General features: G+C 33.2%; 19 protein-coding genes and 3 pseudogenes. 12 read left to right on the top strand and 10 right to left on the bottom strand.

Annotated features, from left to right (window positions below):
• The coding region (locus DN392_RS26870; protein ID WP_149238150.1) for a Cna B-type domain-containing protein at nucleotides 1–4,362 on the bottom strand (4,362 nt) is incomplete at its 3' end.
• A 2,234-nt stretch (nucleotides 4,363–6,596) separates the two neighbouring features.
• Between DN392_RS26870 and DN392_RS26865 the strand changes: the two genes are divergently transcribed.
• Nucleotides 6,597–7,409 (top strand): carbonic anhydrase, encoded by an 813-nt coding sequence (locus DN392_RS26865; protein WP_149238149.1) that lies wholly within the window; start codon nucleotides 6,597–6,599, stop codon nucleotides 7,407–7,409.
• A 30-nt stretch (nucleotides 7,410–7,439) separates the two neighbouring features.
• On the opposite strand, the pseudogene DN392_RS31425 reads toward DN392_RS26865, so the two are convergent.
• Both DN392_RS31425 and DN392_RS26860 read right to left on the bottom strand, forming a co-directional pair.
• A pseudogene (locus DN392_RS31425) lies at nucleotides 7,440–7,541 on the bottom strand (IS6 family transposase); the annotation flags it as partial.
• A gap of 51 nt (nucleotides 7,542–7,592) precedes the next feature.
• Nucleotides 7,593–9,002, bottom strand: coding sequence for a branched-chain amino acid transporter BcaP (locus DN392_RS26860; RefSeq protein ID WP_002130510.1), 1,410 nt, complete (start codon nucleotides 9,000–9,002; stop codon nucleotides 7,593–7,595).
• A 359-nt stretch (nucleotides 9,003–9,361) separates the two neighbouring features.
• Between DN392_RS26860 and tnpA the strand changes: the two genes are divergently transcribed.
• The 3 genes from tnpA (at nucleotide 9,362) to DN392_RS26845 (ending at nucleotide 12,030) form a co-directional block, all read left to right on the top strand.
• Nucleotides 9,362–9,760, top strand: coding sequence for an IS200/IS605 family transposase (tnpA, locus tag DN392_RS26855; protein WP_149238148.1), 399 nt, complete (start codon nucleotides 9,362–9,364; stop codon nucleotides 9,758–9,760).
• Between the two features lie 11 nt (nucleotides 9,761–9,771).
• Nucleotides 9,772–10,884: an RNA-guided endonuclease TnpB family protein gene (locus DN392_RS26850; RefSeq protein WP_149238147.1), complete on the top strand. Its 1,113-nt coding sequence runs from the start codon at nucleotides 9,772–9,774 to the stop codon at nucleotides 10,882–10,884.
• Between the two features lie 249 nt (nucleotides 10,885–11,133).
• Complete coding sequence (locus DN392_RS26845) at nucleotides 11,134–12,030, top strand: Rpn family recombination-promoting nuclease/putative transposase (protein ID WP_098986764.1); 897 nt, start codon at nucleotides 11,134–11,136, stop codon at nucleotides 12,028–12,030.
• Nucleotides 12,031–12,954: 924 nt separating this feature from the next.
• Here the strand turns inward: DN392_RS26845 and DN392_RS26835 are convergent.
• From DN392_RS26835 to DN392_RS26815, 5 genes and pseudogenes are all read right to left on the bottom strand, one after another.
• Complete coding sequence (locus tag DN392_RS26835; RefSeq protein ID WP_149238146.1) at nucleotides 12,955–13,650, bottom strand: ABC transporter ATP-binding protein; 696 nt, start codon at nucleotides 13,648–13,650, stop codon at nucleotides 12,955–12,957.
• Complete coding sequence (locus DN392_RS26830; RefSeq protein WP_149238145.1) at nucleotides 13,647–14,459, bottom strand: ABC transporter permease; 813 nt, start codon at nucleotides 14,457–14,459, stop codon at nucleotides 13,647–13,649. The genes DN392_RS26835 and DN392_RS26830 overlap by 4 nt, the downstream gene beginning before the upstream one ends.
• Nucleotides 14,460–14,541: 82 nt before the next feature.
• On the bottom strand, nucleotides 14,542–15,048 hold the full coding sequence (locus tag DN392_RS26825; protein WP_063226457.1) for a nitrous oxide reductase accessory protein NosL: 507 nt from the start codon (nucleotides 15,046–15,048) through the stop codon (nucleotides 14,542–14,544).
• A complete protein-coding gene (locus DN392_RS26820) occupies nucleotides 15,048–16,325 on the bottom strand; it encodes a right-handed parallel beta-helix repeat-containing protein (protein ID WP_149238144.1) in 1,278 nt (425 codons plus the stop codon). Before DN392_RS26820 ends, DN392_RS26825 begins: the two co-directional genes overlap by 1 nt.
• A gap of 262 nt (nucleotides 16,326–16,587) precedes the next feature.
• Nucleotides 16,588–17,282, bottom strand: a pseudogene (locus tag DN392_RS26815) (IS6 family transposase).
• A 385-nt stretch (nucleotides 17,283–17,667) separates the two neighbouring features.
• On the opposite strand from DN392_RS26815, the gene DN392_RS26810 reads away from it, so the two are divergent.
• The 4 genes and pseudogenes from DN392_RS26810 to DN392_RS26795 form a co-directional block, all read left to right on the top strand.
• Nucleotides 17,668–18,084, top strand: a complete 417-nt coding sequence (locus tag DN392_RS26810; RefSeq protein ID WP_149238143.1) for a DUF2178 domain-containing protein — start codon at nucleotides 17,668–17,670, stop codon at nucleotides 18,082–18,084.
• Between the two features lie 13 nt (nucleotides 18,085–18,097).
• Nucleotides 18,098–18,298 (top strand): helix-turn-helix transcriptional regulator, encoded by a 201-nt coding sequence (locus DN392_RS26805; protein ID WP_000797243.1) that lies wholly within the window; start codon nucleotides 18,098–18,100, stop codon nucleotides 18,296–18,298.
• 80 nt (nucleotides 18,299–18,378) lie between these two features.
• Nucleotides 18,379–18,591: a hypothetical protein gene (locus tag DN392_RS26800; protein WP_016102799.1), complete on the top strand. Its 213-nt coding sequence runs from the start codon at nucleotides 18,379–18,381 to the stop codon at nucleotides 18,589–18,591.
• 121 nt (nucleotides 18,592–18,712) lie between these two features.
• Nucleotides 18,713–19,284: pseudogene (locus DN392_RS26795) on the top strand (IS6 family transposase); the annotation flags it as partial.
• 298 nt (nucleotides 19,285–19,582) lie between these two features.
• Here DN392_RS26795 and DN392_RS26790 read toward each other — a convergent pair.
• The gene (locus DN392_RS26790; RefSeq protein ID WP_149238142.1) at nucleotides 19,583–20,479 is read right to left on the bottom strand and encodes an Rpn family recombination-promoting nuclease/putative transposase; all 897 of its coding nucleotides are present in this window, start codon (nucleotides 20,477–20,479) and stop codon (nucleotides 19,583–19,585) included.
• Between the two features lie 161 nt (nucleotides 20,480–20,640).
• Between DN392_RS26790 and DN392_RS31005 the strand changes: the two genes are divergently transcribed.
• Nucleotides 20,641–20,769, top strand: a complete 129-nt coding sequence (locus tag DN392_RS31005) for a hypothetical protein (RefSeq protein WP_002107230.1) — start codon at nucleotides 20,641–20,643, stop codon at nucleotides 20,767–20,769.
• Between the two features lie 705 nt (nucleotides 20,770–21,474).
• The gene (locus DN392_RS26785) at nucleotides 21,475–22,617 is read left to right on the top strand and encodes an SH3 domain-containing protein (RefSeq protein WP_149238141.1); all 1,143 of its coding nucleotides are present in this window, start codon (nucleotides 21,475–21,477) and stop codon (nucleotides 22,615–22,617) included.
• Between the two features lie 322 nt (nucleotides 22,618–22,939).
• Here the strand turns inward: DN392_RS26785 and DN392_RS31000 are convergent, their stop codons facing one another.
• On the bottom strand, nucleotides 22,940–23,074 hold the full coding sequence (locus DN392_RS31000) for a hypothetical protein (protein WP_002192067.1): 135 nt from the start codon (nucleotides 23,072–23,074) through the stop codon (nucleotides 22,940–22,942).
• Nucleotides 23,075–23,426: 352 nt separating this feature from the next.
• On the opposite strand from DN392_RS31000, the gene DN392_RS26780 reads away from it, so the two are divergent.
• Together DN392_RS26780 and DN392_RS26775 are read left to right on the top strand one after the other, a co-directional pair.
• Nucleotides 23,427–23,999 carry a tyrosine-type recombinase/integrase gene (locus DN392_RS26780; protein WP_002205059.1) on the top strand — a complete coding sequence of 191 codons (573 nt, stop codon included), beginning with the start codon at nucleotides 23,427–23,429 and terminating at the stop codon, nucleotides 23,997–23,999.
• Between the two features lie 380 nt (nucleotides 24,000–24,379).
• Nucleotides 24,380–25,048, top strand: coding sequence for a coiled-coil domain-containing protein (locus DN392_RS26775; protein ID WP_149238140.1), 669 nt, complete (start codon nucleotides 24,380–24,382; stop codon nucleotides 25,046–25,048).

The following is a 25,048-nucleotide window of genomic DNA, read 5'->3' as shown; positions in this document are numbered from 1 at the left end:
ATCCACCGGCTGTTCTTTTACTTCATACTTGTACGCATTGCCTTCGGCATCATATGCCGCTAAGTCTTTGAATCCATATTTCCAACCTGTTGCTTCACTTGCTTTTTGCGTCGCAACTACTTGGCTATTTTGTAGTAAGTCTACTTTGATTGTTTTCGGACGAGTTGTTGCGTTACCGTCCTTCCACGTTTTCGTACCTTCTACTGTTGTTTGCGCTACTTTTGTATTCGTAATGTCATAACCGTGAACTTCTGATTTATATCCATCTACTGGTTGTTCTTTTACTTCATACTTGTACGCATTGCCTTCGGCATCGTATGCCGCTAAGTCTTTGAATGTATATTTCCAACCTGTTGCTTCACTTACTTCTTGTGTATTGATGACCTGACCGTTTTGTAGTAAATCCACTTTGATTGTTTTCGGACGATCTGTCGCATTGCCATCTTTCCACGTCTTTGTTCCTTCTACTGTTGTTTGCGCTACTTTTGTATTTGTAATGTCATAACCGTTTACTTCGGATTTATATCCATCCACCGGCTGTTCTTTTACTTCATACTTGTACGCATTGCCTTCGGCATCATATGCCGCTAAGTCTTTGAATGTATATTTCCAACCTGTTGCTTCACTTACTTCTTGCGTCGCAACTACTTGGCTATTTTGTAGTAAGTCTACTTTGATTGTTTTCGGACGATTTGTTGCGTTACCGTCCTTCCACGTTTTCGTACCTTCTACTGTTGTTTGCGCTACTTTTGTATTCGTAATGTCATAACCGTGAACTTCTGATTTATATCCATCTACTGGTTGTTCTTTTACTTCATACTTATACGCATTACCTTCGGCATCATATGCCGCTAAGTCTTTGAATGTATATTTCCAACCTGTTGCTTCACTTACTTCTTGTGTATTGATGACCTGACCGTTTTGTAGTAAATCTACTTTGATTGTTTTCGGACGATCTGTCGCATTGCCATCTTTCCACGTCTTTGTTCCTTCTACTGTTGTTTGCGCTACTTTTGTATTTGTAATGTCATAACCTTTTACTTCGGATTTATATCCATCCACCGGCTGTTCTTTCACTGTATAGATGTAAGCTACTCCGTTTGTATCGTATGCTTGGAGTTTTTCAAATATATACTTCCAGTTTGTTGCCGCTGTTACTTCTCTCGTATCTACTACTTTACCGTTTTGTAGTAAATCTACTTTAACCGTGCTTGGACGATCCGTTGCGTTTCCGTCTTTCCACGTTTTCGTTCCTTCTACTTTCGTTTCGCCTACTTTTGTATTCGTAATGTCATAACCTTTTACTTCCGATTTGTATCCGTCTACTGGTTGTTCTTTTACTGTATAGATGTAAGCTACTCCGTTTGTATCGTATGCTTGAAGTTTTTCAAATGTATACTTCCAGTTTGTTGCCACTGTTACTTCTTTTGTATCTACTACTTTACCGTTTTGTAGTAAATCTACTTTAACTGAACTTGGGCGATCTGTTGCGTTGTTATCGTTCCAAGTCTTCGTTCCTTCTACTTTCGTTTCGCCTACTTTTGTATTCGTAATGTCATAACCGCTTACGCTAGATTGATATCCCGCTACTGGATGTTCTTTCACTTCATACTGATAAGCTACTCCATTTGCATCGTATGCTTGTAAATCTGCGAATATATATTTCCAACCCATTACTGCTAGTACGTCTTGTGTTTTGATTACGTTACCGTTTTGTAGTAAGTCTACTTTGATCGTTGCCGGACGGTCTGTTGCATTTCCGTCTTTCCACGTCTTCGTTCCTTCTACTGTCAATTTCGCTACTTTTGTATTTGTAATGTTGTAGCCATTTACTTCCGATTTATATCCCGCTACTGGATGCTCTTTTACTGTGTACGTATAAAGAACGCCATTTGCATCATATTGTGCTAGGTCTGCAAATGTATAATTCCAATTGTTTCCTGCTGTTACGTCTTGTGTTTGAACTACGTTGCCATTTTGCAATAAGTCTACTTTGATTGTTGTTGGTCGATCTGTTGCGTTATTGTCATTCCAAGTTTTCGTTCCTGCTACTGTTGTTTTTGCATCTTTTGTATTCGTAATGTTATAACCGTTTACTTCCGATTTGTATCCCGCTACTGGTTGTTCTTTCACTGTATATGTGTAAGCTACTCCGTTTGCATCGTATGCCTCTACATCTGCAAACGTATATTTCCAGTTTGTTGCCGCTGTTACTTCTTTCGTATCTACTACTTTATCGTTTTGTAGTAAATCCACTTTTACTGAGCTCGGACGATCTGTTGCGTTGTTATCGTTCCAAGTTTTTGTTCCTTCTACTGTCAATTTCGCTACTTTTGTGTTTGTAATGTTGTAGCCATTTACTTCCGATTTGTATCCCGCTACCGGTTTCTCTTTTACTGTATAAGTATAAGTAACACCATTTGCGTCATATTTTGCTAAGTCCGCAAATGTATAGTTCCAGTTGTTTGCTGCTGTTACTTCTTGTGTTTGGATCAGGTTATCATTTTGCAGTAACTCTACTTGAATTGAACTTGGACGATCTGTTGCATTGTTGTCATTCCAAGTTTTCGTTCCTGCTACTGTTGTTTTTGCATCTTTTGTATTCGTAATGTTATAACCGTTTACTTCTGATTTATATCCCGTTACTGGATGCTCTTTTACTGTGTACGTATAAGGAACACCATTTGCATCATATTGTGCTAGGTCTGCAAACGTATAATTCCAATTGTTTGCTGCTGTCACGTCTTGTGTTTGGATTACGTCACCATTTTTCAGTAAGTCTACTTGGATTGTTGTTGGGCGATCTGTCGCATTGTTGTCATTCCAAGTTTTCGTTCCTGAAACAGATGTTTTTGCATCTTTTGTATTCGTAATGTTGTAGCCATTTACTTCCGATTTGTATCCCGTTACCGGATGTTCTTTTACTGTATAAGTATAGGCATTACCGTCATTATCATATGCAGGTATATTTGCAAATGTATAATTCCAACCGTTTGCTGCTGTTACGTCTTGTGTCTGGATTACGTCACCATTTTTCAGTAAGTCTACTTGAATCGTACTCGGACGATCTGTTGCATTGTTGTCATTCCAAGTCTTCGTTCCTGAAACAGATGTCGTTTTCACCTTATTCGGAACCATCAGCTTTACGCCTTTTTCATCATTCGCATCAACTTTAAAAGGCACTTTTTCTTGCGGATCGAAATCCAAATAGTTTGGAGCTGTAATCTCTTGCACGTAGTAGTTGCCTGGATCTAGATTCGGAACCTCAGCTCTACCTTGTACATCTGTTGTATACGTACCGCCAATTTGCTCACCTGACTCTTTATACAACTTAAATTCAGCACCCTGAATAAATTTGTTTGCATCTCCGGCAATGTGCTTCACGATTCTTAACGTTCCTTTAGGAGGTTTATCACCGTCAGCACCGCCGCCTGCGTTTATATTTTTAACTGAGGCAGTTTCTGAATGGGATGCCGGTTGCTCATTTACAATTTGGTAATTAATCGTATAATCATTATAAAAATTTTCTTGATTCTTTCCGCTTTCACTTATAGTAGTGCTATACCTGAGAGGGAAAGATTGACCACTTACATAATCCTTATAAATCCTAAGCTCAAAAGAGTTACCGTTAAAAGTAATCGTTCCATAACCCTTATCCATAAACTGTTGAGGTGTTAAATTTTCATTTCCCAAAAGAAAACTATCTTGCTTAAATGTTTGACCTGATTGTAATGTATCAGACAAAACAATGTCATCACTTAGCTGTTGCTTGTTATTGTTTATAGGTATCTCCCACTTCACTTCAGTCGAAGCATCCGGATCAATTCTACCTGTTTTGTAGGAAAACGGTAGTGTACCTGTCCCACCGGTTGGACCCTTAATTGTTACCCTTTGCGTTTGTACATTTGTTCCTAAACTCGTGTCAACTGTTATTGTTTGGTCTGTTGCCACATCCTTAGTTGCTTGAACTTCAAAATAAAAATATCCTCTAATATTTTGAAGTTTCTCAACTACATCAGTAAATGTACATAACACATTCGTTTTCGATACTTGACAAGTACCAAAACTAACACCTGCATCATTCTTTAAGTCAATCGTTCTACTATATCCTTGTAACTCTGGAGGTAACATTAATGTTAGTGTATCTGTCTGCTTCATCTGATTTCCAGATTTATCACTAAAATTAACTTTTATTCCCGTTCGTTCTCCGTAAGTTAGGTCCGTTTTGTCGAATTTAAACGTATCAACAAATCCTGTTGTATTTAATTCTTGTGCATTTGCTATTATAGATGTGAAACTCTGACCTATGGTCAACATAAATAGCATTATAATCGTAGAAATCGAAATCACTCTTTTTACCATGTCATTCTCCTGTCAATTATATTTAGATGGCTATTAATATGAATATGCTTTGACAATGACTCAATAGGTTGATGGCATTTTTGTCTTTCGATTGTTATAAACTTAAAATCTTGAAAATTGATTTTCTATAAACAATTCTTCTATTCTCCATAAATTCTCATTTTTTCTGACCTAAAATCATAAATTTAAATATTTACATATCAAGAATTATATGATAGTATTGTAATCGGGAAGGCCATATTCTTGCATCATTCCTATCAAATCTTGCAATCTTAAGTTGTATCATGTATGCCATCTCATTTTAGAAGCATAAAATTTCTGGTTAATACTGTTTTCATTCAATTACTATTGACTTATTCATACTACTTCCCATCATTTTTAGATTTATAATATCAGTATGTCCAAGTTTGATAGCACCTTTTTAATGATTCACAATTTTATTTACCAGATTCTCTTACCTCCCCCTAAGGACATTTTTTTCATGCTCTCACCCGTAATATTAAGACTATTTAAATAATAAAAATAGTTTTTGTAACTTTTGTAACTGATTGTGTAATTAAAAAAACAAACATAAATTAATAACTCATTTGGGATAAACTTTTTATATTATATTCCCTCCTACATACACCGAAATATCATCCTTAAGTGCTTGTGCTAAACCTCTGCCTAAATTTTGATTCATTTAGTAAAAACCACAAACAATTTTGTTTATTCATGTACCTCTTATATACCATTTCCTAGGTTTATAATTAAGTAGTCCTATGCTTTTTAAAAGAATGAACAGTAACGTTCACTAATTTTTGTCAGCTTATGAATTTAGAATTTTAATCACAATCTACATGACTTATAAACTTCATGGCTAAATCTCGCTATACCAAACCTTCAATTAAATTCTCAGCATGACGACTAGATTCATAATTACTTGTAGTTGCTTATTTCTTTATTTGCATGAAACCAAATTTCACATTGCTAGATTGGCACAATGGGCCTCAATTCCCTTTACAAATATTTGTAATAAATGTGCACTTAAGTAATTAAGGTGTCATAAGAATAACAGAATACTCACACTCTACTTTTACCAATTAATCACATCTCAGTCACCTCGCTATCTATACCCGATATAATATATAAAATAAAACAAAGAAAGAGTAGTAAGCGTAAATATCAATCAGATGTATACTAAACTGAATTTTCAATATTTTCAGTTTGAAGGAGGATCTTTTCAGCTACTCTTTCTTTGTATTATGAGTTTAGCACTAAATATAAAGCATAACAAGACAAAAAAATTCAAATTTCGCATAATTTCGACATTTTTTCGCAAAACAATACTGGTCGTTAATTAGTATGGGTTACCATATATATATCCATCAACTTAAGAATTTTATGACGCTCTCAAAATAGAATTGTACATTTTCATCTTGAGAAGTCGTTTTTTTATTTGGGGGATATTTTCTTAGCTTGATGGTGATGGAAAGTGACCCCAATTAAGCTAATTCCCCCATTTCGCAGATTTGAGCAAAAACACCCAAATAATATCTTGTTTGAATTGTTTTACTTTAAAATATCTAACTTATTACGCTTCCGTTTATCTTTTCAAAAGCATAACTTCGTTTCGAAAGCTTTGCAACAGAACCAGAAATATATAGTATCACATCAAAGAATATAAATCTATATTGATTTTTTTTTAATAATTTATATATAATTATAATGATTATAAATTAAAAGTCAATATCAATTAGATAAGAAGGGGGAATATAGACATGACAAAACATTTAGTCGGAAAGAAAGCCCATGTTTCGAAATGAATGAAGTACTGTCAAATAAAAATGACCAGATTAATAAAATTGGAACCCAAATTAGATTACAAAATCGATTTTGGGTATTGGTAAGAAGTCATTCTATTTAATGCTAAATGAGGACATACGGAATAATAGCAAATTAGGAAATGTAATATGTTCTTGCTTCCATTTCTTATAGTATTTAATAACTTTTGACTTCAATCTGGCTTTGTATAAAGCTTTTTTAACTTGAGAAATGAGCACAGTTACTCCTTTTCTCACAAATTAACTGTATAGCTTCCGATATCCCATTTCTCTATTTAAAAGTTTAAATTGCATAATAATGGAACGATGCTTCTCTAGATTCTTGATATTTTTGGTGAATTTGTAACAGAACCTTTAGTTACATGAAATATTCTTTAAATACAATATTTTATCATCTTAGGAGGAAACAGTATGAAAGGCTTAAAGTTTCTTTATAAAACTCCCCTTATATTGACAATGAGTGCAGTGTTGATTGGGTGTAACACAGCAAAACAAGAACAGTCAAACAGGAATACAGCTACACAAGAAAAATCTACAGAGAAAAATACGCAGTGGTCATATGAAGGGACTACTGGTCCAGAGCACTGGGGAGAATTGAAACCAGAATACAAAATGTGTTTAAATGGACAAGAACAATCTCCGATAGATATCAAAACGGAACAAATAAAATCAACTGTTGAGGATTCTAATCATTTGCAAATTAATTATCAACCAATATCATTTTCTATTAAAAATAATGGGCATAGTATTGAGGGGAAAGCAAATAGTTCTGATGATTATCTCATGCTGGGAGAAAGTCGTTACACATTAAAACAATTCCATTTCCATACACCAAGTGAACATCAATTTGAAGGAAAACATGCAGATATGGAACTACATCTGGTCCATCAAAATGATCAAGGTCAGTTAGCAGTAGTTGGTATTATGATAAAAGAAGGACAAAAAAACGAAGGTTTTGCAGAAATGTGGGAAAATCTCCCGAACAGCAAAAATTCACAGGGTGATGTGCAGCATACCATTGATATAAAACAGCTTCTTCCTTCAGATCATTCGTCATTCCGTTACATGGGTTCTTTGACAACACCTCCTTGTACAGAAAATGTCCAGTGGATTGTGATGAAACAGACAATAGAGATGTCCAAAAAACAAATTGAAACGTTTCATAAATTATTCCCAACGAATAACCGACCAGTTCAGCCAATTAATGGAAGAGAAGTATCGTAAACATAAGGAATTATTGGAATAAAAAATAGTAGTGCGAGCAGCATAGCGAAGGTTTTGAAACCCAGACAATTTAAATGACGATGGTCTTTCTTGTTCAATGAGATTATTGAAATGTTTGATGGTACAATACTTTGCACCAGAACGGAAAAAAGCTGCTGTCCTAATGGGACAACAGCTTTTTCATTATGCTACGTCTTCTTTTTGTTCCTTTTGTAGTGTACTATTTTTGTAACCGTAACTGAAGTAGACAACAAGTCCAATTACAAGCCATATTGCAAAGCCGATCCATGTTGTTGCTGGGAGTTGTAATGCTAAGTATCCACAGAATAGAACAGCTAAAGCAGGAATCCATGGTACCAAAGGCACTTTAAAAGCGCGCGGTAGTTCTGGTTGTTTTTTACGTAAAATAATTACTCCAATTGATACAACGATGAATGCGAATAATGTACCGATATTGGTTAATTCTGCTAGTTTACTTAAAGGAACAAAACCAGCAAAGAAAGCAACCATAGTGGCAGTAATCCAACTATTGATAACAGGTGTTTTTGTTTTTTTATTTACGCGAGAAAGTACTTTTGGTAGTAAGCCATCGCGGCTAATTGCATAAAATAATCGTGTTTGTCCATATAACATAACAAGTAATACAGTTGTAATTCCAGTAATCGCTCCTAAAGAAATGAAACCAGCAACCCAATCTTGTTGAATGTATTGTAGTGCAAATGCAACAGGATTTTTCACACCTAACTGATCGTAAGGTACAATTCCAGTTAAAATCAATGAAACAACGATATATAGAATCGTACAAATTGTTAAAGAAGCAATAATGCCGATTGGCATGTTACGCTGTGGATTTTTGACTTCTTCAGCGGCTGTTGATACAGCGTCAAATCCGATGTAAGCAAAGAATACAGTTGCAGCCCCAGTTGTTACGCCAGAGAAGCCGAACGGCATAAAGGGTGTCCAGTTTTCAGGCTTTACATAGAAAGCGCCAACGCCGATAAATAGTAAGACAACAAAAAGTTTGATAGCTACCATGATAGCATTAAAACGCGCTGATTTTTTTGCTCCTCTTGTTAATAACAACGTCATTAGAAAGATGATACAGATTGCTGGTAAGTCTATATATGTTCCCGCTTCAGGATTATATGCGCTTGTTAAAGCCGTAGGTAATGTAATCCCAAATCCACTTAATAGACCTTGTAAATACCCTGACCAACCAGATGCAACAGCTGAGGAAGCTAATCCATATTCTAAAATTAAATCCCAACCTAAAATCCAAGCGATTAATTCTCCAAATGTTGCATAGCTATAAGTGTACGCACTACCGGATACCGGTACAGTTGATGCAAATTCAGAATAACATAAGGCTGCAAATACACAGGCTAAACCGGATAAAATAAACGACAAAACAAGTGCGGGTCCTGCGTGTTCTGCTGCGGCAACACCGGTAAGAACGAAAATCCCAGTTCCGATGATAGCGCCGACCCCGAGCATAGTAAGATCAAATGCACCGAGCTCTTTTTTTAAAGATGCTCCTTTTTGTTCTGACTGTGCTAATAATGCTGAAATAGATTTTTTTCGAAATAGATTCATATAGATACCTCACTTCTAGTTGTTTTAATATTCTGAAAAATAATATCGTTTTGTCGTATAATGTCGAATCTTTGTAGTTCGTATTTTAATTCAAATAAATATTTTTGTAAATACTTATTTTTAGAAAATTAAATCTTTTAAGCGTACCTTTATTTCTTTTCACTTAATCCCTCTGTTCCAAATATATTCCTTTAACGAATTCCCCGAAAGAATTCTCCTTCCTCAAGCGTGTGAAGGGCGTATCCCAACGGTAGGTGGGAGATGAATTTCGGTTTGGCGTAGTCAAAAAGTGCGTAACTGTGCTTTTTATTTTCTCTGTGATACAATCAGTCTTATAAGATAAAAAGATTGGTATATAAATGAGATTGGATAGTAATAATCATTCAGTGTTCTTGTTGTATTATCATCTTGTGTTGGTTGTGAAATACAGAAGAAATGTATTTGATGATGATATGTCAGACTATGAAAAAGACATGTTTGTAAGGTTATCTGAGAATTACAACATAACACTGGCAGAGTGGAATCATGATGTTGACCATGTACATATCTTGTTCAAGGCACATCCGAATACAGAAATGACAAAATTCATTAATGCTTATAAAAGTGCAAGCTCTCGACTCATTAAAAGAGATTTTCCACAAGTAAAAAAGAAACTTTGGAAAGGGATGTTTTGGTCAAGAAGTTTTTGCTTACTAACTACTGGTGGTTCACTAATAGACGTGGTAATGAAGTATATTGAAAATCAAGGTGAAAAGTGAGGTGAAATGATATGACAAAGCATAATAAAGCATATAAATTTCGTTTGTATCCAACAGAAGAACAAGCATACCTTATGCGTAAAACCTTCGGTTGTGTACGTTTCGTGTATAACAGAATGTTAGCAGAACGTAAAGAAGCGTACGAAAAATACAAAGATGACAAGGAACAACTAAAGAAACAAAAGCTTCCAACTCCTGCGAAATACAAAGCAGAATTTGAGTGGTTAAAAGAAGTTGATTCATTAGCTTTGGCAAATGCTCAACTAAACTTGCAAACTGCCTATAAGAATTTCTTTAGTGGTCAAAATGACTTCCCAACATTCAAAAGTAAAAAAGACAGAAAGTCTTATACAACGAATGTAGTAAACGGAAATATTATATTGCTAAATGGTCATATCAAATTGCCAAAACTGAAAATGGTACGTATCAAACAGCATAGAGAGATACCACAAGATTATATGATCAAGTCATGTACGATTTCTATGACACCTACTGGTAAATACTATGTGTCCATCTTGACAGAATACGAAAAAGAGATTGTACAAAAAGAAGTAGAAACATTTGTTGGATTAGACTTTGCGATGGATGGATTATATGTTAGTTCTGAGGGTGAGAAAGCCAATTATCCTAAGTTCTATCGTAAAATGTTAGACCGATTAGCAAAGGCACAACGAGTATTAGCAAGACGCAATAAAGGTTCTGAGCGTTGGAATAAACAACGTATTCGTGTAGCTAAGTTACATGAGAAAGTAGCCAACCAACGTAAGAATTTCCTTCATCATGAGTCTAAAGAGTTGGCTACTAATTTTGATGTTGTAGCTATTGAAGACCTAAACATGAAAGGAATGTCGCAAGCACTTCATTTTGGAAAAAGTGTCGCTGACAATAGTTGGGGAATGTTCACTTCTTTTTTAGCTTATAAACTATACGAACAAGGAAAACAACTTATGAAAATAGACAAATGGTTTCCTTCCACAAAAACATGTAGCAGTTGTGGAAATGTAAAAAACATGTCATTGTCTGAACGAGTATATTCTTGTATATGCGGTGTAAATCTCGATAGAGATTATAACTCAGCTATCAATATCAAAAATGAAGCAATACGTCTATTAGTGTTAGCGTAAATAGCAATAAAATAACCTTTGGAACAAGGGAGTTAGCTCGGCTGTCTTAGGACGAATTCGTTAGCTATCAAAAGTAACGACTAACCGAGAAGCCCCCACTTCAAACAGTCCGTTAGGACGTTAAGTGGCGGGTAGTTCACGAGAAAAACTTATATCCCTATATAAGTCATAGAGGATTGTTTGCATATTGACTTTAGTTTTATGTACAATAAAGGTAAAGATATAGTCTGAAACAGGAAGAGGAAAACCATGTCCAATTCATTAGTAAATTTACGTATCGATTTTGCCTTTAAGCAGTTATTTGGCACAAATGGGAATGAAGATATTTTAGTTGCCTTTTTAAATGCCATATTAAAAGATTCTTTAGAATCACCTATTGTTGCCCTACAATTAGAAGATCCACATTTGCATCGAGAATATGAAGAAGATAAATTATCAATTTTAGATATTTCGGCTACATTAAATACAGGAACAAAGGTAAATGTAGAAATACAATTGAATAACAATCACGATATGATCAAACGAAGCTTATATTATTGGGGAAGGTTATACACCTCTCAATTGCAAAAAGGAATGCCTTATAGCTCACTTCATAAAACAATTACCATAAACTTGTTAAACTTTGTGATGTTTCCAGAATATGAAGCGTTTCATACAACAGGAATCCTTTGGAATCAGCAACAACAAAAGTTATTAAGTGACGATATAGAAGTTCATATTGTAGAGATTCCAAAGTTACTACAGCAATGGCGTGAAGAGAAAGTTAATCCTTGGGAAGACTCGTTTGTTCGTTGGTTATTATTATTACCAGCGAATGAAGATGAGTATCTCACACAAACATTGGAGGACATTGCCATGAACCAAGATCCGATTTTACAAAAAGCAATGAATAAGTGGGAACGTATGAGTCAAGATTCTTCTTTCCGTCAAGCATATGAAGCAAGAGAAAAGACCTTAATGGATGAGGCTGCAAAGTTTGCTCATGCTCGTAATGAGGGGAAAAAAGAAGGAATTCAAGAAGGGGTTCAGCAAGGAAAAACACAGATGATTAAAGGTATGCATGAACTCGGTGTACCACTTGAAACGATTGCTAAAGCCAGTAAATTAGACATAGATGAGGTTAAACGTATTTTAGAACAAAAATAATCAGTTCAAAAAAAGAACCTCTTAATTGGGTTCTTTTTTTGAGCTATTTGTCAACTAAGGGTAACACTAAATAAATTTTCATAGGTAATACTTATAACCTTATACTATGACACTTAATTTTATTTTCTTATGTTAGAATTTAATTCGCATAAAAAACTAACATCCAAATTTCTTAGTTTTCATCTCTTTCTGGATTCACTCTATTATAATTTAGACTCATCGTAAAATATCCAATCTATTACTTGTCGCCTCCCTATAAACCATAATAACTTTAAAAGAGTAATCCCCACTGTTATAAAAACAACAAATTAAATTTTTACAAAAGAAAACAACCTGTATAGAAACAGGTTGTTTTCTTTTATAGGGTAAAACAAAGAAAGAGTGGAAAAAAATGCACAAACTTCTAGGGCACAAGAAGTAAAACTATTGAAGAAAACTAAAAATTCTGATATCTCACTAGATAAGGGTTTTTGTTTTCTCTTTCTTTGTTGTTATGAGTATAGCATTAAAAACGACATAAATCAACAAAAAATCTCACAATTCCTATTTTTTCGACATTATGCCGTAATTCCTTCACACATTATTTTTTTAAGCGTTATGTATATTTTATATCTGTTACATAATTATTTTATATATTAGGAAGTAAGTAATTCATCATAACTAATCCGGTTCTGGTGCAAAAAGATGATAAATAAAAAAGAATCAAGGATTCCTAAAGGAATCACCTATTAAGCAGTTAATCCAAACAGCTGGTTGATAATGTTTCCACTTAAATAAATTCTCCTTTTCCATACTGATCACACACCTTTTATAGAGTAGTACTATCAGTATTTCCAAGTTTGATAGACCATTTTCATATACTTCAAAGTTTTTGCACCAGAACCAAACAGCTACCATACTGAAAGTAGCTGCTTCCTAATGTATTCATCTTCTATGCATTTGTAGTAATGTGATCGTTAAATTTTCTAAATATCCATCATTTTTTATTTCTTGTATGACTTTTCCTTCTTTCATAAAGAGTATTCGATCACCAATTTCAGCAGCTACATCCATCATATGCGTGGAAAAAATAATCATTGTACCATTTCTTTTTAATGTCTTTAATATTTTTAAAAACTCATCTACCCAATACGGATCCAGCCCATTTGTCGGTTCGTCTAGTATCAAAATTTTAGGGTTTCCAAGACACGCCTGCCCAAATAAAAGCCTCTGTCTCATCCCTTTAGATAATCTATGTAAGCGTTCAGTTTGTTTCTCATTTAATCCTATTGTTTTAATAACAGCTTGTACCTTTTCTTTTCCTATATTTCGAAAAGCGGCATAAAACAATAAAAATTCTTGAACTGTCATATCTTGCTGTGCATGAAAATCATCTGGCATATAACCTATTTTACTCACATACTGTTTTCTATCCTTCTGTAATTCTATATTACCTAATTGAACAGTACCAGTTGTAGGAGTTGTAATTCCAGCTATTATATCAAGGAGCGTACTTTTCCCTGCTCCATTCCCACCACATAATACGATACACTCTCCTTCTTTGCTTTGAAATGAAATTGGAGATAATGCTATTTTCTTTTTATATCGTTTACATATTTCATTGAGATTTAATACTGTCATTTTTTTCTTCTCCTCTCCATTTGCCATCCCGCTACAAACAAGAACACAATTGTATAGATAATACAATATATTAATAGAATCCAAATAGCAGCTTTACTTTGAAAAAATATTACCAGTTGATCATATACTTGCCCAAATATTGCTCCACCACCTAATTGAATTACAAATATAATTCGAAGGAATTCAGCTGGGTTGCAAAACAATAACATTTTTATTAATGGTGCAATCATTGAATATGGAACAAAATTAAGGGTGCTAATTAAAGCCGTTGGCCACATCATAATAAGAAGGAACCAAACTACAATACTTATCGCTAAAGCTTGCCACCTTGTTATAGAAAAAGAGCCAATTGTTATTCCCAGTAATAAAAATAAAAAGATTAGTAAAACAGAGAAGATATACGTTGCTACTACCCAAAACATATCAAAATTACTACCGCTTACTAATCCAATTACTATACTTACTCCAAAACTCATTGAAAAAATAGCTGTTTGCGCTATAAATTGTCCAATTGTTTTACCTATTACATATGAAGTACTCTTTAAAGGATACGTACATAAAAGTCTCCATTTCCCATTTTCCACCTCGCCTGCAATAGAAAATGCTCCTATAATTAACATAAGTAAAGGTACTATATATAAAATAAGGTTTACCATTGTACCAGTTACATTTGTATACCCTGCTAAAGCCTGAGTATTTCTTTCCATAACAAATATTACGGAAAACATAGTTATCCAAAGAAACAAAAACGTGTAGGCAAATTTACCGCTTACTGCACTACGCCATTCTGAATATAATATATTCCACATACCTACTCACCTCTCTACTGAAAAAGACAACCATAGTTGGTTGCCTTTTTCTAACTATTTTTTTCATAGCGATAGTACCTTATTAATGAGAATGTCCACTACCATGATCTTTCTTTTCTTTTCCCATCATCTCTTTATTCATTTCCCATTTATGTTCTACTAGTTCTTTATAAGAAAGGATTTCCCCAGTATGTTTTTCTACAAAGCTGTCTGCATCTTTCTTCTCTTTAAAAGAAATTACATTATAAGCCATCGGCGTCTTAATTGATTTGTCATATACATATGTAGCTTTATCAACTGCAACCCAATCTTTTGTATTGTAATCTCTTACAAATTTCTCTTGTGTTTTTTCATTTTTATGTTCATCCATCCATTTATACATACAACCAATATCATCAAATTTTAAAGCTTTTCCATTTTCTAAAATAACCTCAGTTGCAAATTGATTATCCATTACTGCCATATTACAAACATCACACTTATCATTTTTTTCATTAATAGCAACTGGCTTAGTTTCTTTCTTACCACACCCCACTACGGCAAATACCAAACATAAACAAATAGTAAATAACATATACTTTACTCTCATCAATTTTTCCTCCCTAAAAAAAACAATATACTTCCCATTAGTAACATGCTCACACTTACAACCAAAATGTTAGACTGAAATCCCACACCCTCACCTTTTTGCGAAACAATTTTCGGCCTCATACTAGGCTCTTTGTCCACCAATAAAGATTGATCTGGAATTTTTATGAAACTTTGTAAAATACGCATTCCTGGTGATTGAAAGAACAACTGATATTCTGGAATATCTTGTGTTAACAAGAGAAAATAGGCATCTGCTTTGTATGGAATATTACTAGTACCTGAACCATCTGTATCTACTTTTAAAGAAGCGTCCCAATAATTTTTATAGATATTGTTTTCCCTGCTTAGTGTAGCTTGCGACTCATTAACATTCCCTATCATTACATTTTGAGTAAATTCATTTGCACTGGCATCTTTAAATTGTAAACCTATAAAATTATTAGAGATTGAGTTACTCATAATAGTATTTTGCTTTGCCTTTTCTACATAAATCCCTACTCTATTATTAGCAATTTCATTTTGTAACACTTTTGTTTTTGTCGCATCATATAGTAATAAGCCTTGTGCATGAACATTACTTTTATTGTCAATAAAGTGATTTCCTACTACAGATGTTTCCTTTGTCCCCATAATCATAGCGCCTGTTGTATTTTCTTTTGATATATTTCTTTCAACAACAGTTCTATCAGAATACATAAGATGCATACCATAACGAGACTGCCAGATTGTATTGTCCTTTATTGTATTATTGTCGCTTTGTTCTAAATAAATCCCATCACGGACATTTTGGATTTTGATGTTCTCAATAAGATTACGATTGGATTGCCATAAATCAATTCCATTAGCCCGTCTTTGTCCAACAATCATACTGTTCTTAATTTTTATATTCCTAGCATCTTCTAACTTAATCCCCATGTATGACGCGTGTACTTCTAATCCACTGATGTAGTGCTTATCTCCCGCTACAAATATCGCTGGCTGATCTGTATTATCATTACAGTGTTCTATTTTCAAATCTTTAAGGATAATGTTTTCCTTTTTTATTGTAATAACAGGATCCTTACCACAAGAGATTATTTTAGTATTTTTATCCCCTTGTATTGTAATCGGTTTCGATATTTTTATCGTTTCATTATAAGCTCTATTTTCTAATTTAATTGTTTCATATGGGGAAGCCGCGTCAATTTTTGATTGCAATGTAGACTCAGTATGAATACTTACTCCTGAAAAGCAAAAAACTATAAATAAAAGAAGAGAAGAACAAATTTTTTTCATATACATTTCCCTTCTCTCAAAGCTATTAGTTATCACTATAGAAGAGAATACCAATAATTTGTGTGAAATTTGTGAAAAATAAACGTGTTTTTTGTGATACATATAAAATTATTACCTAGAGACAAAAGAATCACTACACTTCATTAGAACATGAATTTTTTTAAAAACAAGTTTGTTTAAAGAAGCGAATACGTACAACGGTTCTGGTGCAAAAATAAAATAAAAGAGAATAAAGTGCATATATCACTAACAGAATTGTATTTTATGCTACCAGTCCAAACAATTGATGGATGAATTCTTTCTGATTTTGAACAGTTTGGTCCCGTAAATCAATCTGTTCTTTTTTGATCATATGCATGGCTTCAACACCATTCAATATAGAAGTTGCTGTTTTAAATGACTTGAATCCCAACATAGAACACACGCGTTTCTTAATAAAACGATGATCTTGTTCCACTATATTATTGAGATATCTAACTTGCCTTAGTTGTATGCCTTCTTTTAAATCTTGAATCGCTACAGGATAGGCAGGATTCTTATCTACTGTTATCACGCGAGGTTTAGACACGTACGAAAAAGCCAAGGTTTTCTTGAAAAAGCGCTTGACTGCTTGTTTATCTCTTAATTGATTTAGATAAAAATTAATTGTATACCCTTCTGAATCGACTCCACGATATAAGTACATCCATTGACCTTTTATTTTGATATATGTTTCATCGACTCTCCACGAGTCATTTGTTGGCTTAAGATGATGTCGTACTTTCCTTTCTCTTCTAATTGAGGTCCATATTGATGAACCCAGCGCATAATCGTTGTGTGAGCAATTGATAATCCTCTTTCCGCCATCATTTCCACCAGGTTACGAAAACTCAAATTGTAGCGTAGGTACCACCTTACTATTAATAAGATTAGTTCAGGCTGATAATGCTTCCATTTGAACAAATTTTCCTTTTCCATACTGATCACACACCTTTTGTAGAGTAGTAATATCAATATGCCCAAGTTTAGGAGATTAATTGCAAGAATTTTGCACCAGAACCGAATTTCTTAAATTGATGGCGATGAGGTTTGGCCACATCCATTAACTTAAGAATTTTATAACGCTCTCAAAACGTGAAAAACATGATTGCACAGTCACTGTTTAGCGCAAATTCTAAAGCATTTATACGGATATGGATAAATAAATGGAACTGAAAACATGATTATTATTAGTGAAACTAAATTTAATATTAACGAGATTCTAAAACAAATTAATACTAGACATTCTCTTCAAGGCAGTGTAATATGAAGTTCACTTCACATGAAATAAACTTCATGTAGAGCTGTGTTAGGAGTGAGTTGTTTGAAAAATAGATTTAAAGAGCTTTATTTATGTTCGTTTGCAATAATTGCAATGGGTTTTTTTGAAATATTTTTTGATTACACTGCAGCTAATTTTAGTGAAGGTTTTTATTGGGGGAATTTAAAGATACTTACAGGAGTAATACTTTTAATTTTCGCGTTAGTTTCTCAAACTAAATACAAATCTAATCACAAACAGTTAGAAAAAGAGCTATCAAAAGAATATGATGAAAGGGATGATTTAATAGAAGGGAAAGTTGCACAATTCACCATGAGAATTCTAATGATTATAATTATTCTTATGATGTTCATTTCAAAATGGGTTATAATCCCAGCAAATACTGGGCTATTTCTTATACTAATATGTTGTCTAATTACTAACATGTTAGCTAAAAAATATTATAATTATTTTCTTTAAATAGGTGATTTCTATGAAAAATAGGATAAAAGAGTTGCGTTTAAAACATGGAATAACCCAACAAGAGTTAGCTGATAAAGTATTTGTATCCTCAAGAACGATTATTTCGTTAGAAAAACAACAATATAATCCATCTGTTTTACTAGCATATAGAATATCTGTGGTTTTTAACCTATCAATTGAAGAAGCTTTTATATTCGAAGAATATGACTAATAGTAGTATACAAATATAATTGACCAGAAAGATGTAAACAGTATAGAAAAATACAAACAATGAATTGAGGTAAATATATTATGATTTTAAAACTATTATTTATACTTTTAGGAGTAGTCTTAGTAGCATGGGGTATATATAGAATGAAAACGGATGATGCTTTTGTGGGGAAAACCCAAAAAAGAAAAAATCTTTTTAATTTATTGATTCTTGGACAAGCTTCTGGAATCGGACAATTATTGAGCGGAATTCTGTGTATCATTTTAGGAATTGTATCCTTTATAATTAAATAGTTTGAAAATAAGAGGAGCTAAGATATAAAGTTTAGCTCCTTTTGTTGTGATGGTTCTGGTGCAAGTAATCTATAAAACTTGGATATACTGATACTAGTACTCTAAAAAGGACGTAATCAGTGTGGAAAAGCAAAATCTATTTAAGTGGAAACATTATCAACCGGGTATTATTTTATTAACCGTGAGATGGTACCTACGGTACAACCTAAGTCTCCGTGATTTAGTGAAAATGATGGAAGAACGAGGCTTACCTATTTCTCATACAACGATTATGCGTTGGGTTCATCAGTATGGTCCTGAGCTGGATAAGCGAATTCGGCATCACCTCAAACCAACGAATGACTCATGGAGAGTGGACGAAACGTACACCAAAGCAAAAGGACAATGGGTGTATCTGTATCGTGCAGTCGATTCAGATGGGAATACCATTGACTTTTTCCTTAGTAAAACGAGAGATGCCAAAGCAGCCAAGCGCTTCTTGAAAAAAGCCTTGGATTTTTCACGTGTTGCCAGAACTCATGTAATAACAGTAGATAAAAATCCGGCCTATCCAGTATCGATTCAACAATTGAAAAACAAAAAAAGATGCCGGAAGGCACCCGAGTAAGACAAATAAAATATCTGAACAACATCGTGGAGCAGGATCATCATTTTATTAAGAGGCGTGTACGTTGTATGTTGGGATTTAAGTCTTATCAAACAGCTATCTCCATATTGAGTGGAATTGAAGCTATACATATGATTAAAAAGAGACAGATTAATTTAGAAAACCAGCCTGTCCAAAATCAGAAAAAGTTCATTCATCAAGTATTTAATCTTATAGCATAAAGGAAGATTCCTTTAGGAATCTATTGTTATTCTTGTTTTTCATTATATATTTGCACCAGATCCTAACGAATTGCGGAATTTATTAAAGGTTTCATAAAATTTGACCACAAACTTCTAATGTCTCTATATGTAAAAAATTTTGCAACAGAACCTTTTGATTTATTTAGGATTGTAAAATTTCTCGTATTTCTTCTATACTTAACTTCGTGAACTTTGCAATGTCCTCTACTGACATTCCATTTTTATGCATACCACTAACTAATTGAATACGTTCAGCAAGCTTTCCTTCTTCTCTTCCTTTTTTTATCCCTTGTTGTTCTGCATGAGCAAACTTTGCAGCCTCATCCATTAATGCCTTTTCCCTTGCTTCATAGGCTTGACGGAAAGAAGAATCTTGACTCATACGTTCCCACTTATTCATTGCCTTTTGTAAAATTGGATCTTGGTTCATCGCAATATCCTCCAATGTTTGGGTTAAGTGTTCATCTTCATTCGCTGGAAGTAATAATAACCAACGAACAAACGAATCTTCCCAGGGATTTACTTGTTCATTACGCCATTGTTGCATTAACTTCGGAATTTCAATAATATGCACTTCTATAGCATCACTCAATACCTTTTGTTGTTGCTGATTCCACAAGATTCCTGTTGTATGAAACGCTTCATATTCTGGAAACATCACAAAGTTTAACAAATTGATGGTAATTGTTTTATGAAGTGAGCTATATGGCATTCCTTTTTTTAATTGAGAAGTGTATAACCTTCCCCAATAATACAAGCTTCGTTTGATCATATCGTGATTGTTATTCAGCTGTATTTCTACATTTATCTTTGTCCCCGTATCTAATGTCGCTGAGATATCTAAAATCGATAATTTATCTTCTTCATGTTCTCCATGCAAATGTGGATCTTCTAACTGCAAGGATATAATGGGTGATTCTAAAGAATCATGTAACATAGCATTTAAAAAGGCAATCAAAATATCCTCGTTCCCACTTGTACCAAATAATTGTTTAAATGCAAAATCAATACGTAAATTCACTAGTTGTTGATTGGACATGGGCTTCCTCCCCCTGCCTTATACTATTTCTTTCCCTTATTGTACATAAAATGAAAGTAAACATGCAAACAGGATTTTATATCTAATAAAAAACAAATCATTATATCTATGTTCATGATAACATTAAAAATAAGATGATTAATCTAATGGAGGACTACAATATGAAAAAGATAAAAAAAATCTTAAATAATCCATTTGTGAAATATCCATTAACTATAATTTCAGCCATTGCAATAATAAATGTAGGATATGATTTAGGATCATTTTTAATAAGATTAAAATATATTTAAGTAATAATAGAGCATTTATTTGATCCCAAGCTGAGATGGCTGCTGGTATCTATGAACAAAAAAATATAGAAAGAAAAAAATAAATAAATATAATAAGGGAATGCAAGTATACTAATCTATACTGCATTCCCTTATTGTAATTGTATATCCACTATATTTTTATTCTTCCTTTTCCAAAATTAAAAAACTAACATCCGAATTTCTTAGTTTTCACCTCTTTCTAGATTCACTCTATTGTAATGCAAACTCCTCATTAAATATCCAATCTATTAGCTATCGCCCCCCTATAAACCATAATAACTTTTAAAATAGTAATCCCAACTGTTAAACAACAAATTAAATTTTTATAAAAGAAAACAACTTGGATAAAAACAGGTTGTTTTCTTTTATAGGGTAGAACAAAGAAAGAGTGGAAAAGCAATACACAAAAGTGTAAATCACATGGAGTAAACCGATAAATAAGACTAAAAATTCTAAAAATTTTAACCGATAAGGGTTTTCGGTGACTCTTTCTTTGTTGTTATGAGTTTAACATAAAAAATAACACGAATCAACAAAAAATCTAAAAATTCTGTTTAATTCGACATTTTTTGATATTTTTTACCACAACTTTTAAAAATCTGCTATTCTTTTTATATATCTTTCACTTTAATATTGTTTTCATTTTAATGTTGTAATACATTCCCCAAGGAGGCTTATTATTATATGAAGATGATCACTACCACTTTTTCATTAACAACTGCTGCAATTGCTACACTTCTCCCTTCAGTAGTAGCAGCTGATTCTCATGCTGTATCAATACAACAAAATGACCAAGTGAAAATCGGATTTGTTAATTTTGACAAAGTACATCTGTATCAGGGCGCTACTACAAATAGCAACTCTATTGAAAGTATTACATTCAATACTCCAGTTAAAATATTAGAAACAACACCTGACTGGTATAAAGTAGATGTACAAAATAAAATTGGTTACATGCAAAAATCTTTTCTTTCTCCCACAAAACAAACACAACCAAAAAATCAATATATTGTAAATGCGATTGCATTAAATGTTCGTATAGAGCCAAATGCAGAATCTACTATTCTCGGTGTACTACCAAATGGAAAATACATCTCCATTTTAGAAGAATGTGGTGAATGGTATAAAATTTCTTATAATGGAAAAACAGGATATGTGAAAAAAGAATTTGTCTCTGATGGTTCCCATTCAATGGTTAAAGGAACCACCGTACAAGGAAATTCATCTTATTATGTTGCAACTCCTGTATTAAGAGTGCGAAGCGGAGCGGGAACTAACACTTCTATAATTGGATCTTTAAAAAATGGTACCCAATTACAAGTTGTAGAAACAGTAGGTTCTTGGTATAAAATACGTTTCGGTTCAGGTTTTGGATATGTAGCTAAACATTATGTATTACAAAACAAACCACAAGAAACTCCTTCTATTCCAGCTGTTTTCAAGTACCCAACGAAAGGGATAGTCAGCTCTACATTTGATGTTCGTTGGGGAGAAATGCATTACGGAGTAGATTTCACAGCTCCAGGTGAAGTTCCAATCCTGGCAGCAACAAGCGGAAAAGTAATAAAATCCTACTACTCTAATTCCTATGGAAATGTTGTGTTTATTGCTCATACGATAGATGGGAAATTATATACAACCGTTTATGCACATTTGAAGGATCGTACAGTACAAGCGGGTGATCGGGTTGAAACCGGACAAATAATAGGACACATGGGGAATACAGGACATTCAACCGGGCAACATCTTCATTTTGAATTACATAACGGCGAGTGGAATTTTGAAAAAACAAATGCAGTGAATCCCATACCTTATCTAGTTCAGTAAAGTATTGTACCAAGTATTTGTAAAGAGAACCTCTACGGATCTATTTCCGGGTGGTTCTTTTGTTTTCTATGAATAGATTATAAGAATGGACGGCTTTTTATTCGTGCAATCATCCTGCCCATCACTACATCACTTAATCATCCAATTATAAACATAATATTAAAACAAATTAATATAAATTTACAATAATTTCATAGGAATAACTTCCGCATCAAAAGGTACACTTTTTATTAGAAGTTTACTTTTAATTTCACTAGAAAAAAGCCAAAAGATGACATTGAATAAGTAATCTTTTGGCTTCAAAACATCTATAAAAATTTTATTATTTTTCCTGATTTTCTACTTTTTCAGTTTTAGAACTGAATCCACTTTTAAATCCATCAAAAAAATCACAACCACCTAATGAAAAAACAAATACACATAATAAGCCTATCATAATACCTTTTTTATAGTTCATCCTATAACATCCTCCATAAACACAAATTAATATTGTAATTATAATATATAAATTAGAAATATATATGAAAACAATCTTAAATTTACCTTAAATAATTAGACTGTTGTTATCATTTCTGAAAGTAAACATTTAGATAGAAGTTTACTTTCTTATTGACCGACTAAAACTAAGATGTAGATGCTCGTAGCATTGTATGTTGGATTTCAATTATAAGTTCCAATGTAAACTTTTCAATAAAAGTTTACATTCATTTCACCTTAAACATTGACTTTTATCTAATTTCATTGATATTATAAAAATATATAAAAAAGTATACATTCAAATCATTGAAAATAAAGGGATTGAAAAGCAGATGGATAAAAAGCAACATTTAATTGATGTACAACCAATTCGGAGCATAGAACAGCTTAATGATATGAAATGGTCGCTCAAACGTCATTGTTCAGATCGTGATTACATTTTATTTCTAATTGGTATTAATACGGGGTTACGTGTAAGTGATTTACTTAAAATGGAAACGAGTGAAATTTTAAAACTGAAGCGAAAAAAACGAAAAGAATTTAAAGTAAAAGAAGGAAAGACAAAAAAGGAACGTATCATAAATATTACATCCATTTTTGAGGAAGTATTGCCATACGCTGAAGATCTAAAAAGTACCTGGTTATTTCCTTCTCGAAAAGGTGATAAACCTATTAGTAAAATTCAAGCCTATCGACAGTTACAAAAAGCCGGGGATTTTGCCGGAGTCGAATCTTTAGGCACTCATACAATGCGTAAAACGTTTGGGTATTGGTTTTACAAGCAGACAAAGGATATTGCTATGTTACAAGAAATATTGAATCATAGTACACCACAAATTACGCTAAGATACATCGGTATTAATAAAGAAGAAAAAGATAATGTACTTGATACATTCCGAATCTAATTTAACCCTCAACTGAGGGATTACAGCAGTAAAATTTATAGAAGGCGTACCGCCAACATTTTAACGAAAATATACGCTAAGCAAAATTCGATATGAAAAAACGTTGACTTTACTACTCTAAACGTTATCACCAGTAGGTATTTGAGACAAATGCACTTTAATGTAAAAGTTGCTGAAAAGAGCTTAAATAGTGTCTCAAAGCTCATCTTTAAATTAAATTCTCAATTCAACTCGTGTTATGGAGTTTTGAGAATCTCTTAGCATATAAACACGTTAAAATATGCATCCTCCCCCTAGTAACAAAAATATTAATTTACCTTAATAGAGAAATACTGGATAATAGTATTTGTCTGAACTTTTATAATTAGGGGGAACTATTAATGTTGGGGATACTATTTACAGCTACGGTATCTAATGATGTTGTGAGAGATTTACAAGACAAGGTTATTTCAATACAGGATCATGAGATATCATTTTTAAATGGTACGATAGCCATATGGGCAGCTGGTACAGGGATATTAGTGGCAATTGCTCTTACGTTTATCGGGGTTACAAATAGTAAAGCACAAAAAAAAATGGAAGATGCAAATACGAAGATGTCGGATGCTACTGAAAAATTAAAAGATGCTGAAAAGAAGATTAGTGATTTAGAGTCAAAAATATCTGAAGCAAATCAAGCTGTATCCCAAGCACAAAAGATAGCTGATAGCGCTCAAGAAAAGTTAGATGAATTAGAAAACGCACAAAAAGAACTGAAAAAATTTACTTCCCTTTTAGATTCACGTCAGCAAGTAGATGCAATGCTAGCGGCGGTAAAATTTAAACTGGATTCCATAAAAGATTTAATTAATGAAGTCTCTACTACGATAGACTTGAAGGTTTTTACAGGGAAATATGATGATTTGTGGCTTAAATATACTGAAATTCACAAGTATGTTTTACAGCATATAGTTAATGGTGAGCGTATCCCTAAAGAGCGGGGTCTTGAAATTGTAGAGCTAAATAAACAGGCTAACAAACTACTCAAAGAATATTTTGGAGACAAATAA

The organism is Bacillus sp. BB51/4, assembly GCF_008368845.1.
In the GTDB taxonomy this organism is placed as follows: Bacteria; Bacillota; Bacilli; order Bacillales; family Bacillaceae_G; genus Bacillus_A; species Bacillus_A wiedmannii.
This window is presented reverse-complemented; position numbering and strand designations above follow the sequence as displayed.

What these genes read in the sequence shown, in the direction of transcription:
- DN392_RS26825 (WP_063226457.1), bottom strand. Translation starts at nt 15,048, where the DNA reads ATGAGAGTAAAGTATATGTTATTTACTATTTGTTTATGTTTGGTATTT.
- DN392_RS26800 (WP_016102799.1), top strand. Translation starts at nt 18,379, where the DNA reads ATGATTTTAAAACTATTATTTATACTTTTAGGAGTAGTCTTAGTAGCA.
- DN392_RS26820 (WP_149238144.1), bottom strand. Translation starts at nt 16,325, where the DNA reads ATGAAAAAAATTTGTTCTTCTCTTCTTTTATTTATAGTTTTTTGCTTT.
- tnpA (WP_149238148.1), top strand. Translation starts at nt 9,362, where the DNA reads ATGAGATTGGATAGTAATAATCATTCAGTGTTCTTGTTGTATTATCAT.
- DN392_RS26805 (WP_000797243.1), top strand. Translation starts at nt 18,098, where the DNA reads ATGAAAAATAGGATAAAAGAGTTGCGTTTAAAACATGGAATAACCCAA.
- DN392_RS26845 (WP_098986764.1), top strand. Translation starts at nt 11,134, where the DNA reads ATGTCCAATTCATTAGTAAATTTACGTATCGATTTTGCCTTTAAGCAG.
- DN392_RS26775 (WP_149238140.1), top strand. Translation starts at nt 24,380, where the DNA reads ATGTTGGGGATACTATTTACAGCTACGGTATCTAATGATGTTGTGAGA.
- DN392_RS26830 (WP_149238145.1), bottom strand. Translation starts at nt 14,459, where the DNA reads ATGTGGAATATATTATATTCAGAATGGCGTAGTGCAGTAAGCGGTAAA.
- DN392_RS31000 (WP_002192067.1), bottom strand. Translation starts at nt 23,074, where the DNA reads ATGAACTATAAAAAAGGTATTATGATAGGCTTATTATGTGTATTTGTT.
- DN392_RS26850 (WP_149238147.1), top strand. Translation starts at nt 9,772, where the DNA reads ATGACAAAGCATAATAAAGCATATAAATTTCGTTTGTATCCAACAGAA.
- DN392_RS26860 (WP_002130510.1), bottom strand. Translation starts at nt 9,002, where the DNA reads ATGAATCTATTTCGAAAAAAATCTATTTCAGCATTATTAGCACAGTCA.
- DN392_RS26865 (WP_149238149.1), top strand. Translation starts at nt 6,597, where the DNA reads ATGAAAGGCTTAAAGTTTCTTTATAAAACTCCCCTTATATTGACAATG.
- DN392_RS26785 (WP_149238141.1), top strand. Translation starts at nt 21,475, where the DNA reads ATGAAGATGATCACTACCACTTTTTCATTAACAACTGCTGCAATTGCT.
- DN392_RS26835 (WP_149238146.1), bottom strand. Translation starts at nt 13,650, where the DNA reads ATGACAGTATTAAATCTCAATGAAATATGTAAACGATATAAAAAGAAA.
- DN392_RS31005 (WP_002107230.1), top strand. Translation starts at nt 20,641, where the DNA reads ATGAAAAAGATAAAAAAAATCTTAAATAATCCATTTGTGAAATATCCA.
- DN392_RS26780 (WP_002205059.1), top strand. Translation starts at nt 23,427, where the DNA reads ATGGATAAAAAGCAACATTTAATTGATGTACAACCAATTCGGAGCATA.
- DN392_RS26790 (WP_149238142.1), bottom strand. Translation starts at nt 20,479, where the DNA reads ATGTCCAATCAACAACTAGTGAATTTACGTATTGATTTTGCATTTAAA.